10 protein-coding genes are annotated in these 13,906 nt (G+C 50.8%); all 10 read left to right on the plus strand.

The genetic code is table 11. The annotated features are described in order from the left end of the window. Positions 1 to 49 precede the first annotated feature (49 nt). The 10 genes from T458_RS53025 to T458_RS53065 all read left to right on the plus strand — a co-directional run bounded on the left by T458_RS53025 (position 50) and on the right by T458_RS53065 (position 13,884). On the plus strand, positions 50 to 889 hold the full coding sequence (locus T458_RS53025; RefSeq protein ID WP_023559253.1) for a transporter substrate-binding domain-containing protein: 840 nt from the start codon (positions 50 to 52) through the stop codon (positions 887 to 889). A 686-nt stretch (positions 890 to 1,575) separates the two neighbouring features. Then, positions 1,576 to 2,919: a group II intron reverse transcriptase/maturase gene (ltrA, locus tag T458_RS53030; RefSeq protein ID WP_023555181.1), complete on the plus strand. Its 1,344-nt coding sequence runs from the start codon at positions 1,576 to 1,578 to the stop codon at positions 2,917 to 2,919. 450 nt (positions 2,920 to 3,369) lie between these two features. Beyond that, positions 3,370 to 4,608 carry an IS110 family RNA-guided transposase gene (locus T458_RS53035; protein WP_031305278.1) on the plus strand — a complete coding sequence of 413 codons (1,239 nt, stop codon included), beginning with the start codon at positions 3,370 to 3,372 and terminating at the stop codon, positions 4,606 to 4,608. Positions 4,609 to 4,918: 310 nt separating this feature from the next. Continuing rightward, complete coding sequence (locus T458_RS53040; RefSeq protein ID WP_023559255.1) at positions 4,919 to 6,454, plus strand: degradosome RNA helicase CshA; 1,536 nt, start codon at positions 4,919 to 4,921, stop codon at positions 6,452 to 6,454. 193 nt (positions 6,455 to 6,647) lie between these two features. Beyond that, positions 6,648 to 8,069: a PTS mannitol transporter subunit IIBC gene (locus T458_RS53045; protein WP_023559256.1), complete on the plus strand. Its 1,422-nt coding sequence runs from the start codon at positions 6,648 to 6,650 to the stop codon at positions 8,067 to 8,069. An 80-nt stretch (positions 8,070 to 8,149) separates the two neighbouring features. Then, on the plus strand, positions 8,150 to 10,261 hold the full coding sequence (locus T458_RS0129480; RefSeq protein ID WP_031306245.1) for a BglG family transcription antiterminator: 2,112 nt from the start codon (positions 8,150 to 8,152) through the stop codon (positions 10,259 to 10,261). A gap of 2 nt (positions 10,262 to 10,263) precedes the next feature. Continuing rightward, positions 10,264 to 10,698: a PTS mannitol transporter subunit IIA gene (locus T458_RS53050; protein ID WP_023559257.1), complete on the plus strand. Its 435-nt coding sequence runs from the start codon at positions 10,264 to 10,266 to the stop codon at positions 10,696 to 10,698. A gap of 6 nt (positions 10,699 to 10,704) precedes the next feature. Further along, complete coding sequence (locus T458_RS53055) at positions 10,705 to 11,844, plus strand: mannitol-1-phosphate 5-dehydrogenase (RefSeq protein ID WP_031306246.1); 1,140 nt, start codon at positions 10,705 to 10,707, stop codon at positions 11,842 to 11,844. 42 nt (positions 11,845 to 11,886) lie between these two features. Continuing rightward, entirely contained in the window at positions 11,887 to 13,614 is a 1,728-nt protein-coding gene (gene ptsP / locus T458_RS53060; RefSeq protein ID WP_023559259.1) for a phosphoenolpyruvate--protein phosphotransferase, read from the plus strand. A gap of 12 nt (positions 13,615 to 13,626) precedes the next feature. Next, positions 13,627 to 13,884, plus strand: coding sequence for an HPr family phosphocarrier protein (locus T458_RS53065; protein ID WP_023559260.1), 258 nt, complete (start codon positions 13,627 to 13,629; stop codon positions 13,882 to 13,884). Positions 13,885 to 13,906: the final 22 nt, after the last annotated feature.

Genomic DNA, 13,906 nt, shown 5'->3' on the forward strand with positions numbered 1-13,906 from the left:
TACTGGATAAGTTATGACACTACATATTTTAATCTGGAGGCAAAGAACGATGAAAAAATGGACAAAATCTGTGATGACTAGCCTGTTTGCTGCTGCTCTTCTGGTATGTGCAACTGGCGCCGGAGCAGTTGGGACAGCTGCGTCACAACCCTCGACAGCTACAGTAAAACAAGCCAATCATGAATCCCGCCTCGATGCGATCATCGAGAGAGGGTATATCCTTATAGGCACGACTGGCGACTACAAACCGTTTACCTATTTGAATCCGGAAACAAAAGAATTTGAAGGATATGACATCGAAGCGATGAAACAATTTGCCCAGAGTCTGGGTGTGGAAGCGCGTTTTGTGCAAACGACATGGCCCACTCTGATGTCTGATCTGCTCGCTGATAAATTCGATATTGCCGCAGGGGGCATCACCCGTAATACGACTCGTGCCAAGACAGCGTCCCTGAGCGATCCCTACCTCTACTTCGGCAAGTCTCCGTTGATCCGCGCGACGGACAAGGAGAAGTACAAGAGTATCGCTGATATCAACAAGCCGTCGGTCCGTATCGGTGTTAATCCGGGAGGCACCAACCAGGCTTTTGTCAATGAGTATCTGCCCAACGCAACCGTCACAGTCGTCGAAAACAATCTCGACATCCCGGGACTGATTGCCAATGGAACATACGATGTCATGATCACCGACAACATCGAAGCGATCGTCTATTCCAAGGCTGATCCGCGTCTATATGCGGCATTGGCTGACGATACGTTCACCAAAAATGCGACGTCCTACATGACCCATCGCGGCGATTACATTTTTACCAGTTATTTAAATCTGTGGATCGATGAGATGAAGCTGCAGGGAAAATTTGATGAGCTGTATCAAAAATGGGTGAAATAATTTAGCAATGAAGACCACTCTGGATTTCGGGGTGGTCTTCCCCTTCCTGAAAAACGAGAAAAAACGTCGGTCGAATAGGTAAGCTGGCCGAGGAAAAAGGTGAAATAAGCGAAGGCATTTGGGATCTTAACCAAGCCGGAACGGAAAAGGCGGAACACGCATTTAGCGGCCAGCGCGCCCAGCAAGCCGTTAATTGCTAGTTGGTGAAAGTCCAACCGAGGTAAGAGCCAAGTCGCCTCGTAGCTGACAGGCAACTGGTGGAGAGATCCTAAGGTTGAAGCCCTGTGACAAAGTATCCCGTAAGGGAGCGAGCAAATCAGCGGACCGTAACATAAAGTGAATCCTGCCGCTTCGTTAAAGGGACCATCAGTGGATGGACAAGGAGGAGACGAGCCCGGTGGCCGCAGGCGAAGTCCATGGACGATGTGTAGAACTTGGAGACAGCATCAAGGAACCTCCCGGAGTATGGGGAGCGGTACGCTGAGAAAGTAGTTAACGGAACTGGGGAGACCCTACTCTGCACACCCCGTTGGGGTGTAAAGCGAAAGCCTATAAGCACATGCGAAAGGGTGGACGGCAGAGAGGGAGTCGGAGGGGTTTATAGTACCGTTGAACATAAGGACAACACAACCTTGTGGAGGGAAGGAACCCTGCTTTGTTCTTGGGTTGAAAGGAGGTAAGAGTGAGTGAATGCAAGTAAACTTGCTAACTACACCAATGTAAAAGCTCGACAACTTTGGACAACCCTATATCTTTGTGCCAAGGAAAATCCAAAACGGCGATTTCATGCTCTGTATGACAAAGTGTACCGGCCAGATATTCTTGCGGAAGCGTGGCGTAGAGTTCGAGCCAATAAAGGTAGCGGCGGGATAGATGGACAGACAATTGAAAGAATCGTTCAGGAGTATGGGGAAAGTAAATTTCTCAACGAAATTTATCTCGACCTGAAGGGTAAGCAATATCATCCATCTCCTGTGCGGCGCACGTACATCCCGAAAGCGGATGGGAAACAAAGACCGCTTGGTATCCCGACCATCCGAGATCGTGTTGTTCAGATGGCAACCAAGATGGTTATTGAGCCTATCTTTGAAGCCGATTTCAAAGATTGCTCATACGGATTCCGTCCCAAACGAAATGCCCACCAGGCGATTACACAAATCAAGAAAACCAGCAGGACGGCCTCCTGGGTAGTCGATGTAGACATCAAAGGATACTTTGACAACATTAATCAGGAAAAGCTCATGAAGCTAGTAGAGAAAAGGATTTCTGATCGCAGGATACTAAAGCTGATTCGGAACTGGCTCCGTGCGGGCGTCATGGAAGATGTACAGTTTCATGAAACCGAATGGGGCACTCCGCAAGGAGGGGTAATCTCTCCACTGTTGGCAAATATTTATTTGGACTACATGGACACGATTTGGGAGAAGCAATTCACTCATCTTGGGAAGCTGATCCGATATGCGGATGATTTTGTAATCATGTGTAGATCGAAACAAGACGCTTTGGAAAGTATACAAGTCATAAAAGCGGTACTAAACAAACTGGACCTTACACTTAGTAAAGAAAAGTCTCGACTGGTTAATATCTGGGACAATACGACGGGCTTTGACTTCCTTGGTTTACACCATCGAAAATTTCCCATTCTTCTCAAGGGTGGAAAGAAAATGTACGTCATGTCACACATTCCGAGCAAGAAGGCTATGAAGGAAATGAGAAGGAAAATCAAAGAGTATACCAAACCGCGCAACAAGTTGTACTGGTCACTAGACGAGCTGATACAAGGGCTGAATCGAAAACTTCAAGGTTTCAAGAATTATTATTCACTTTCACCCATAGGAGCTAAGTGGTTATGTCGCATCGACTGGTATGTTCTGACAAGACTTGTGCTCTTTAACAACAAGAAAAGGAATAAACAAGCGAGACATGCGCGGATGAGAGAGATAGCAAAAGCTACAAGAGGAATTCTTGTGAAGCTTGCCGTACGCGATAACCGAATGCCAAGGAAAGAAGAACATCGGAAAGCCGTATGAGGGAGAACCTCACGTACGGTTTGATGAGGGGGAACTGAAAGGAGTAAGGCGACCAAACGGTCGCCAGAAAACGTCAGTTCTCTACTCTACACCCTGAACAACTTCTTCGAAGTCTGCTGCTTTTGGCCGCGGTTCTGCCTTTGGAGTGGGAGGCGGCCAGGGATGACCCCCAGCAAAGATCCCAACCCGCCTGAGCGTTTTCACCTTTTTCGTATTATGAGGTCAGCCAGAAAAAACTGGCTGGCCATTTTTCATGGAAATGGCTTTACTCTATTGGTAGCCGGGTAGAACGATCCCCTTTTTGGGAAAAACCCGTGGAGGAAACTGTTCACCCCCTACTTGTACAACTATGTTTGGGCTGGTTGGGACAAGATCCCGTATCACATGCGAAGCTATGGCATACAAGTGCTAAAGGGGCTGCCGGTAAAAGAAGTGAGGGGAAGGAAGAACGTGAATCCAGTTGTAGGAATCGATGTGGCAAAAGGAGAAAGCCAAGCACAGATCTTTCTGGATCGGAACAAATTATACGGAAAAGGATTTCGTTTTTCGCATACCATAACAGATTTGGAATGGCTTCATGGAAGGCTAAAGGAAGTAGAAAAGGACAGCGGTTGTCGTCCAGCAATTATTCTTGAGGCTACAGGTCACTACCACCTTCCCATTGTAGAGTGGGCAGAGGAGAAAAATTATGACCTGTATATCCTTAATCCCTTATTAGCCCAGCGGGCTAAGAAAACGCACCTAAGAAAAGTGAAGACCGATAAATTGGACGCGGTTCATTTAGGAGAACTTTATTACAAAGAGGAGTTTGAACCGTACCAAAAGCAGGAAACGCACTGGCTTCATTTACGTCATCTCACGAGACAACATGAGGCAATGACGGATATGTATGTTCAGACAAAATTGCAATTTCGGGCTGTCCTAGACCAGGTCTTTCCCACGTATGAAGGTGTGTTTGGGGATTTGTATTCAACGGTATCATTGGGAGTGTTGGAAATGTATTCAACACCAGGGGCGGTAAAAACGGCAGGAGTGGACAAGCTAGCGGAGTGTATGAACACAAAGCTTGTTCGTGGACGGTCACCGAAGTGGGCAAAGGAAAAGGCAATAGATATGATGGCAGCGGCAGAAAAAAGCCCCTTTCAAGAAGGGGTCCATGAGAGTTATGTGCTTAGTTTACGTATGTTCATCACGTTGCTACTTCAATACCAGGAGCATCTATCCAAGCTTGAAAAACAAATAGATGCCCTGGCTGAAGAAAAAAAAGAATATGATCTACTCCGTTCGATTCCCGGCGTGGGAAACAAGATTGCTGCCACAATCCTGGCCGAAATTGGGGAAATCGAACGGTTTGACCACGCAAAGAAATTGGTCGCATTCGCTGGGGTTGACCCAAGTGTCACATCCTCCGGAAAGTTCACAGCAAGCACAAACCGAATTACCAAACGGGGTTCCAAACGCTTGCGAAGAGCGCTGTACCAAGCTGTACAATGCGGAGTAAGAAGACGAAAGGGGTGTCTCTTACAAAGCTCAGTAAATCAGCGATTACGTGAGTATTATGACGTGAAAAAGGGGGAAGGAAAGCCCCACAAACAGGTTGTGATTGCTTGTGTGAATAAGCTAATCCGCTGGATATACTGCATTTTAACGAGAAGCGAACCTTATAAGGCTGACTTTCAGTCAGCGTAATGGAATGAATTTCCATAACCTCTCCCTTTAGAGAGGTTATTTTGCATGCTTTTCAACAATATAGCACAACTTCAAAGAAAATAATAAGGATACTCTTGACAAAATATTAGCTGGTTTCCTCCCTTCCACTACAGTTCCGAACAATCATTTGCTTTTTACCAAAATGCATGATACGATTACGGTTGTGTTCTTTCTAGGGTGCTATTATAGAATCAGGGATAAAGGGCATGTTCCGGATCGAAAGGAATAGTGCCCTTTTTTAGTGAGAATTTTATAGAAGAGGTTTTAAAAAAAAGGAGACTGAAAAGCATTGACTACTTTTTATGACTTTGGATTACAACATTCCGTCGTTCGTGCGCTTGGCAACATGGGATTTGAAGAAGCGACGGCGATTCAGGTGCAAACCATTCCAACAGCGTTGGAAGGCAAAGACCTGATCGGGCAGGCGCAGACAGGTACAGGAAAGACGGCTGCCTTCGGGATTCCGTTGGTAGAGCGTTTGGATGAACAGAGCGGCAACGTTCAGGGGATTGTATTGACGCCGACACGGGAATTGGCTGTACAGGTGGCAGAGGAGATCAACAAAATCGCCCAGTTTAAAAATATCTCCGCGCTGCCGATCTACGGCGGACAAGATATTACCCGTCAAATCAAGGCGTTGAAAAAGCGCCCGCAAATTATCGTGGCGACACCGGGACGTTTTATGGACCACATGCGTAGAAGAACCATTCGCCTGGATGCGATTGAGATCGTCGTCCTGGATGAGGCTGACGAAATGCTGAACATGGGCTTCATCGACGATATTAAAGAAATTCTCCAGGAAGTGCCGGATCAACGCCAAACACTGCTGTTCTCGGCAACGATGCCGCGTGCGATCCAAGAAATCGCGCAACAGTTCATGAACGAACCAACCATGATTTCTGTCAAAGCGAAAGAAGTTACGGTACCGAATATCGAGCAGCAGTACATGGAAGTGGCAGAGAAGCAAAAATTCGACGTCCTGTGCCGTTTGTTGGATATTCACTCGCCAGAGCTCGCCATCATCTTTGGAAGAACCAAGCGCAGAGTAGATGAACTGTCCGAAGCGTTGACCAAGCGCGGTTATGGCGCAGAAGGAATTCATGGCGATTTGAATCAAGCGAAGCGCGACAGCGTGCTGCGCAAGTTCAAAGAAGGGACCATTGAAGTGCTGGTAGCGACAGACGTGGCTGCCCGCGGTCTGGACATCAGCGGCGTCACACATGTATTCAACTTCGACATCCCGCAGGATTCGGAAAGCTACGTTCACCGGATCGGGCGAACAGGCCGCGCCGGGAAGACAGGTTTGGCTATCACCTTCGTGACTCCTCGCGAAATCGACCACCTTCGCTTGATCGAGCGTGCCACCAACCGTCGCATGGAACGCCGTTCGGTGCCGTCGATGTCTGAGGCGCTGGAAGGGCAGCAACGCATGGCATTGGAAAAACTGCTGGAGGCTAGCGGCAGAGACAATCTGACTGCCTATAAGACCCTTGCAGAGCAATTGCTGGAGGATGTGGATTCCGTCACGCTGGTATCCGCAGCGCTCAAATTGCTGACCAAAGAACCGGATACGACACCTATCCATCTGACCGAAGAAGCGCCAATCCGCGTCGGTCGCAAGAAAGCGCCGTACAAAGGAAAAGGCGGTCAAGGCGGCGGGTATGGCGGTGGTGGAAAACGTCCTTTCCGTCCACGCAGCGGCAGCGGTGAAAATCGCGGCGGCGGCGAATATCGTCCCCGCAGTGGCGAATTCCGTCCACGCAGCGGTGAATCCCGCCCGCGTTCTGGAGAAGGCAGCGGCAGGTCGTATAACAAGCAACGATAAAAGATCGGTGTCATTATAGGGGGCTGACCCTCAGGCAGAAGAAGAATCTGCTTGAGGGTCAGCCCTTTTTCAACTATTCAATTTTGGCAACAACGATAGCGACAAACTCGCATTTTGAATGAGTTGAGAGGCTTATGTAAACGCTTTATATTTGAGGAAGAAATACAAGTAAAAAGGAAAAGGGGGGTTCAGGATGGAAATGGTCAATAATCAAGCATCTTCTGGCGGTACACGAGTACGGGTGCAAAAGTTTGGACGTTTTCTCAGTGCGATGGTGATGCCCAACATCGGGGCGTTCATCGCTTGGGGACTTATTACTGCCATATTTATTCCTACCGGTTGGAAGCCGAACGAAGACCTGGCAAAACTCGTAAGCCCGATGATCACCTATCTGTTGCCGCTTTTGATCGGGTATACAGGCGGTAAATTAGTGCATGACGTCCGAGGTGGTGTGGTAGGAGCGATTGCCACGATGGGGGTTATCGTCGGTGCGGACATCCCGATGTTCATGGGTGCGATGATCATGGGCCCACTCGGGGGCTGGGTTATCAAACAAGTCGACCGACTCTTTGAAGGCAAGATCCGCGCGGGCTTTGAAATGCTCGTGAACAACTTTTCGGCAGGAATCATCGGCGGTTTGCTGACCTTGCTTGCCTTTACGGCGATCGGTCCGGTGGTAGAAGCACTGAACCACACATTGGCGGCGGGCGTGCAAGGAATTGTAAATGCCGGATTGCTGCCATTGGCGAATATCATCATCGAGCCTGCAAAAATCCTGTTTCTAAATAACGCGATCAACCATGGAATTCTGAGCCCAATCGGTCTGGATGAAGCATCCAAGGTGGGACAATCGATTTTTTTCCTGCTAGAGACCAACCCGGGACCAGGGCTGGGAATCTTGCTGGCATACTGGCTGGTCGGTCGAGGCAATGCGAAGCAATCGGCTCCGGGAGCTGTGATCATTCACTTCCTTGGCGGTATCCACGAAATTTACTTCCCGTATATTTTGATGAATCCGCGTTTGATCCTGGCCGTGATCGGCGGCGGGATGACAGGAGTGTTCCTGTTCACACTGCTAGGCGCAGGATTGGTTGCTCCCCCGTCGCCGGGAAGCATTTTTGCTCTGAGTGCCATGGCGCCTAAAGGCGGTTTGCTCCCGGTATTGGCAGGGGTGGCAGGTGCGACTATTGTGTCCTTCCTGATTGCGGCTGCTTTGCTGAAAATGAGCGGGAAAGAGAATGAAGACGAATTGGAGCAAGCGACAGAAAAAATGAAGGAATTAAAAGGAAATCAGCAAGCGGCTGCGAAAGGGGAAGAGAAGGTCGCCACTCCGGCAGCCGAAGTGAAAAAGGTAGTCTTTTCCTGCGATGCAGGGATGGGCTCGAGCGCGATGGGGGCTGCGACGCTGCGTAAAAAATTCAAAGAAGCGGGACTGGATGAGATTACGGTCATCAACACTGCGATCAATGATCTACCGCAAGATGCTGACATCGTCATTACCCACAAGTCTTTGACCAGCCGGGCGCAAGCAAAGCTGCCTGAGGCGGAGCATATCTCCATCGATAATTTCTTGAATAGTCCAGAGTACGACAAGTTGGTTACTCGTCTCAAGTAAAGGCAATAACGCTAGTGAAGAGCTAGCGTTATCCTTCTTTTCTTTAACTTGGGCCAGAATGGTAAGCAGGGGATGGAAAAGTGGGCGTATCCGCACGACAAAGGGAGATAATCGAGCTGTTGCTGCAACAGAATAAAAGCTGGACGGTCGCCGGGATAGCGGCGCAGGTCAAGGTCAGCACGCGAACGATTCACCGTGAACTGGACAGTCTGGAGCGCTTGTTTCGCCAATACCATCTGGAATTGGTAAGAAAAGCAGGCTCGGGCGTAGAACTGCGGGGGCATGATGAGCAGAAGCAGGAGCTTCGTCTGGCGGTTCTCCCGCAAGCCATGACGGGGTTCACGGTCGAGCAGCGTCAGATGATCATTCTCTGTGCCTTGCTGGAGGCTACAGAGCCCGTCAAGCTGATCTCCCTTGCCATCGATCTGAAAGTGACGAAGGCGACGATTAGCCACGACCTGGATGAGCTGGAAGGCAAGCTCGCCCCGCTTGAGCTCACATTATTACGAAAAAGGGGCTACGGGGTAGAGTTGCTGGGGTCGGAATCTGCCAAGAGAAGGATGATTGGCCGCTTGATCGCAGATCATCTGGATGACCACGAGCTGATTAGCCTGATCCGGGATAACATCCAGCATAAAACGCTGCATGCGGCCAACTCCTTGACCGAGCGTCTGCTGGAGCTGATCAACAAGGAAAAGCTGATCAAGGTCGAACAGGCGCTGGCACAGTTGGAGCATGATCTGCCGTATCCTTTGGCCGACAGTGCCTATATCGGTCTCGTCACGCATCTGGCGCTGACCGTCGAGCGAGTGCAAAAAGGAGAGAACATCTCATTTGACGATAAGACGCTGACGGAATTGTCCCAGACCCCGGAGTACCCGATCGCCCAAAAGATTATCAACCGAGTCGAGGAGTTGTTTCAGCTCCAGATGCCGTCTGCGGAGATTGGCTATATCACCATGCATTTACGAGGAGCCAAGCTCCGCCACTCTCAAGAAGACTGGTTTGGTACGGCCAATGCGGAACTGATGGACGCCACGCAAAGGCTGATTCAGGCTTGTGAGGACCGTCTGGGCATTCCACTGGCGAGAGACCGTTCCCTCTATCACGGTCTGCTTATGCATCTGGAACCCGCGCTGTATCGGCTCCAGGCCAAACTGGAGATCCGCAATCCGCTGGTAGTACAGATTCAAAGCCAATACCCGGAACTGTTCGAGGTGGTCAGGGAAGCTGTAGCGGCCTTATTCCCCGACCTGGAGGTGCCGGATGAGGAGATCGGCTATCTGGTGATGCATATTGGTGCCGCAGCGGAACGCATGAAACAGGAATGGCAGCGATACCGGGCATTGGTTGTCTGCTCCAGCGGCATTGGCTCCTCCCAGATCCTGGCGATGCGAATCAAAAAGGAGATCCCGGAGATCGTCAGCCTGCAAAATCTCTCTGCCTTTGATGTAGAGCGTGTCCCCAGGGCAGATTACGACGTGATTATTTCGACGATCCCTCTGCCGCTGCCAGGGCAGGATTACGTCATCGTCAGCCCTTTGCTGACACCAGAGGAACGGGAGAAGATCAAGGCTCATCTGCATCAGCGAAGTACCGGAATAGAGGATATCGCCCCACATGCGCCGATCGTTTCGAATGAAAGCAAAAACCCGCTGCTGCAATTGCGCGACATCCATCTGTACACGGGCTATGCGTCGCAAGTGGCAGCAGGAATTCGGGTATATCAGTGGGACAATGTGGGGGAGCTGGAATCCGTCCCTAATCTTCTGCGTCAGATTTGTAAGGAATTGAAACGACGTGGGACGATACAAGATGAAGAGGCTGTCGCAAGGAAGCTGCTGCAGCGGGAAAGGCTGGGCGGGTTGGGCATTCCCGGGACCTTTTTTGCCTTGTTTCACGGGAAGTATGCGGAAGTGGCACAGCATTCTTTTACGATCCATCAGCTGCGCCATCCCGTTTATCTGAGATCCATGGACGAACAGGAGATGCCTGTTCGGATGCTTCTTCTGCTCCTGGGTCCCCATGACATGCAAAAGGAAGGCTTGGAGATCTTAAGTGAAATCAGCTCGATGCTGATCGAGGATGAAGTGCAAGCTGTACTGGCAAAAGGCGAGGAAAAACCGATTGCCGACGAGATCGCCGGGCGGTTGCTCGTCTTTTGCCTAAATAAGACTGGATTGGAGAGATAGAGATGACAACGATACTGACAAAAGAAAAAATCATGCTGCAAGCAAAACCGAGTGACAAGTGGGAAGCGATTCGCCTCGCAGGAGAATTGCTGGTAAAAGCCGGTCATGTTACGCAGGAGTATGTGGATAAAATGAAAGAGCGCGAGGAATTGGCTACTACCTACATCGGCAGCGGTGTCGCCATCCCGCACGGCACCAACGAATCGAAGGAACAGATCAAGTCGACAGGCATCTCTGTTGTGCAAGTACCGGATGGTGTCGACTTCGGTGAAGGAAATACCGCATATCTGTTGTTCGGGATTGCCGGTGCCGGCGATGATCATCTGGAGGTCCTCTCGCAGATCGCCGTCATTTGCTCGGAGGAAGAAAATGTAAAAAAGGCGGCGCAGGCAACAACCGCTGATGAGATTTTGGCTCTGTTTGCAAAGGAGTTGTAGGCTATGTTGCAGGCAGTACATTTTGGCGCGGGAAATATCGGACGCGGGTTTATCGGGCAGCTTTTGCATCAGGCTGGCTACGAGGTCTTGTTCGTGGATGTGAATCAAGAGTTGGTAGACGAGTTGAATCGCCGGCGGTCCTATGAAGTGGAGCTGGCAACAGAAGGTGCGTCGTCCTCTGTGGTAGACGGGGTGCGGGCCATTAGCGGGCGGGATGTGCAGGTTGTGGCACAAGCGATTGCCCAAGCTGATCTGGTCACGACTGCCGTAGGGCCGCATGTCCTGCCGCATATTGCAGAGGCAATCGCATCCGGTATTTCTTTGCGAACAAAAGCTAGTGCCGAGCCGCTAAACATCATTGCCTGCGAAAATATGATCGGCGGGAGTGAGCATTTGAAGGAGCATGTCTATGATTTCCTCGGGGAGGCTGACCGGAAGCTGGCAGACAAGCAGATTGGTTTTCCCAATGCGGCAGTAGATCGGATCGTTCCTATCCAGCAACATGACGACAAGCTTCGGGTAACTGTCGAGCCTTTCTACGAATGGGTGGTGGATCGATCACAAGTGGTCGGGGAAGCACCAGCCATCAACGGCATCACGTATGTAGCGGGAATCTGGCCCTACATCGAGCGCAAGCTGTTTACCGTCAATACCGGGCATGCCGTGCTGGCTTATCTGGGCTACCTGCGCGGCAAATCGACAATTGATGAGGCGATGAGGGACGAGAGTATTTTGGCGGCAACTCGTGGCGCACTGAGCGAGACTGGAGCATTGCTGGTGCAAAAGCACGGCTTCGACGCGCAGACGATGGCCAAGTACAGGGAGAAAATTCTGGAGCGCTTTTCCAATCCGTTGTTGTCTGACCAGGTGACGCGAGTGGCGCGCAACCCGATCCGCAAGCTCTCGCCTGATGATCGCCTAGTAGGACCTGCGATGCAATGCGCGGAGAAGGGGATCGTCCCGGAAAATCTGGCACTGGCGATAGCGGCAGCCTTACGCTTCGATGATCCGGCAGATTCGGAAGCCCAACGCATCCAGGCCGATGCAGAGCAAGCAGGATGGGAGCAGATTTTGCCTAAATATACAGGGATACCGCTTACGCACCCGCTTGCGGCGATGATTCTCGGACATTTGGAATCACGGTAGCGTAAAGGGGTGCAAAGATAGATCAGGAAAGGTGGGAGTCAGATGTCTCGTGAGATCCCAGGAGTAAAAGCATCGGCTGGAATTGTCATTGGAGCGGCACTATTGCTTCATAATTCCGAGCTTGAGGTGAAGACCGTCAGCGTGGAGGATGCCGACGCGGAAATCAGACGTTTTCAGGAGGCTTTGGAAAAGGCAAAAGCTGACTTGCATGAGATCAGTGAGCGGGTGGAACGGGAGATGGGGGCGGAGCACGCGGATATTTTCCGGGCACATCTGATGGTTTTGGAAGACCCTGAGTTGGTAGATACCGTGACAGCAACGATTCAGCAGCAACGGGTAAACGCCGAGTCCGCCTTGAATGATGCCGCACAGGGCTTTATCAGCATTTTTGAGCAAATGGACAACGAATACATGAGAGAGCGGGCCGCGGACATCCGCGATGTCACCAGGAGGGTTCTCTCCTACCTGCTTGGAGTGGAGCTTGACATGCCCGGTCAAGCGAAGGAAGAAGTGATCGTAGTAGCCAAGGATTTGACCCCTTCGGATACCGCACAGCTGGATCGGCGCTATGTCAAAGGTTTCGTCACAGATATCGGGGGCAGAACCTCGCATTCCGCAATCATGGCGAGATCGATGGGAATTCCGGCTGTTGTGGGTACGCGGGAAATCACCACATCAGTCCAGCCGGGAAGCAAATTGATCGTAGATGGACACGCGGGTATCGTCATAGTCGATCCAAGCGAAGAGGAGATCGCTGCGTACCAAGCCAAGCAGGCGGAGTACGACCGCCAAAAAGCAGAGTGGGCACAGCTCGTCGACCGGAAGACTGTGAGTCAGGACGGCCATCATGTGGAGCTGGCAGCCAATATCGGCAGTCCGCAGGATCTGGCAGAGGTCATCGCTCATGGAGGGGAAGGCGTGGGACTTTTTCGCACGGAATTCCTTTACATGGGGCGCGAGGATTTTCCGACAGAAGAGGAGCAATTCCAGGCGTATAAGCAAGTGCTGGAGAAAATGGAAGGAAAACCGGTCGTTATCCGCACTTTGGACATCGGCGGGGACAAACATCTTCCTTATCTGAATCTGCCAGAAGAGATGAATCCGTTTTTAGGGTTTCGGGCGATTCGTCTCTGTCTGGACCAGCAAGAGCTGTTTCGGACACAATTGCGGGCTTTGCTCCGTGCCAGTGTCTATGGCAATCTGAAAATCATGTTCCCGATGATCGCGACGCTGGAGGAATTCCGTCAGGCCAAGGCCTTGCTGGAAGAGGAGAAGGAAGCCTTGCAAAGGAGCGGTGTCGATCTCTCGAAACCATTTGAAGTGGGAATCATGATCGAGATCCCGGCCGCCGCGATGATGGCAGATGTCTTTGCTGATGAAGTGGACTTTTTCAGCATCGGCACCAATGATCTGATCCAGTACACATTGGCGGCGGATCGCATGAATGAGCGGGTCTCCTATCTCTATCAGCCGTATCACCCGGCTGTCCTGCGCTTGATTCGTCAGGTGATCGAGGCCGGGCATGCGAAAGGGAAATGGGTCGGGATGTGCGGGGAAATGGCTGGCGATCCAATCGCCATACCAATTCTTCTGGGCATGGGGTTGGATGAGTTCAGCATGAGTGCCAGCAGCATTTTGCCCGCTCGCCAGCAGATCGGCGGAATCAGCCGGGAAATGGCCGCAAAGGAGATCCCGCAGATTCTTGGGATGAGCACGTCGCAGCAAGTAGAGGATTTTGTTACGAACAGATTTGCCCACATGAACAGCTAGGAGGCAGAGCAGATGATTGAGAAAAAAGTAGTTGTGGGACTCCCGCATGGTTTGCATGCCAGACCTGCTGCCAACTTCGTAAAACTGGCAACCACTTTTAAAAGCGAGATCAAGCTGGTGAAGAACGAGAAGGAAGCCAACGGAAAAAGCATCATGGGCGTCATGGCTTCGGCAATCGCCAAAGGTGACGAAATCTCGTTGGTCGCAAACGGTGTAGATGAAGCCGAGGCTATTGCAGCATTGGAGAAGGTGCTGCTGGAAGAGGAATAAAAGAATGGTTTTCAAGCAAAAA

It is taken from the genome of Brevibacillus panacihumi W25 (genome assembly GCF_000503775.1).
In the GTDB taxonomy this organism is placed as follows: Bacteria; Bacillota; Bacilli; order Brevibacillales; family Brevibacillaceae; genus Brevibacillus; species Brevibacillus panacihumi_A.

Bases quoted from the DNA above. Each gene is read 5' to 3' on its own strand.
- T458_RS53025 (WP_023559253.1), top strand. From the start codon at position 50: ATGAAAAAATGGACAAAATCTGTGATGACTAGCCTGTTTGCTGCTGCT.
- T458_RS53045 (WP_023559256.1), top strand. From the start codon at position 6,648: ATGGAAATGGTCAATAATCAAGCATCTTCTGGCGGTACACGAGTACGG.
- T458_RS53050 (WP_023559257.1), top strand. From the start codon at position 10,264: ATGACAACGATACTGACAAAAGAAAAAATCATGCTGCAAGCAAAACCG.
- ptsP (WP_023559259.1), top strand. From the start codon at position 11,887: ATGTCTCGTGAGATCCCAGGAGTAAAAGCATCGGCTGGAATTGTCATT.
- T458_RS53065 (WP_023559260.1), top strand. From the start codon at position 13,627: ATGATTGAGAAAAAAGTAGTTGTGGGACTCCCGCATGGTTTGCATGCC.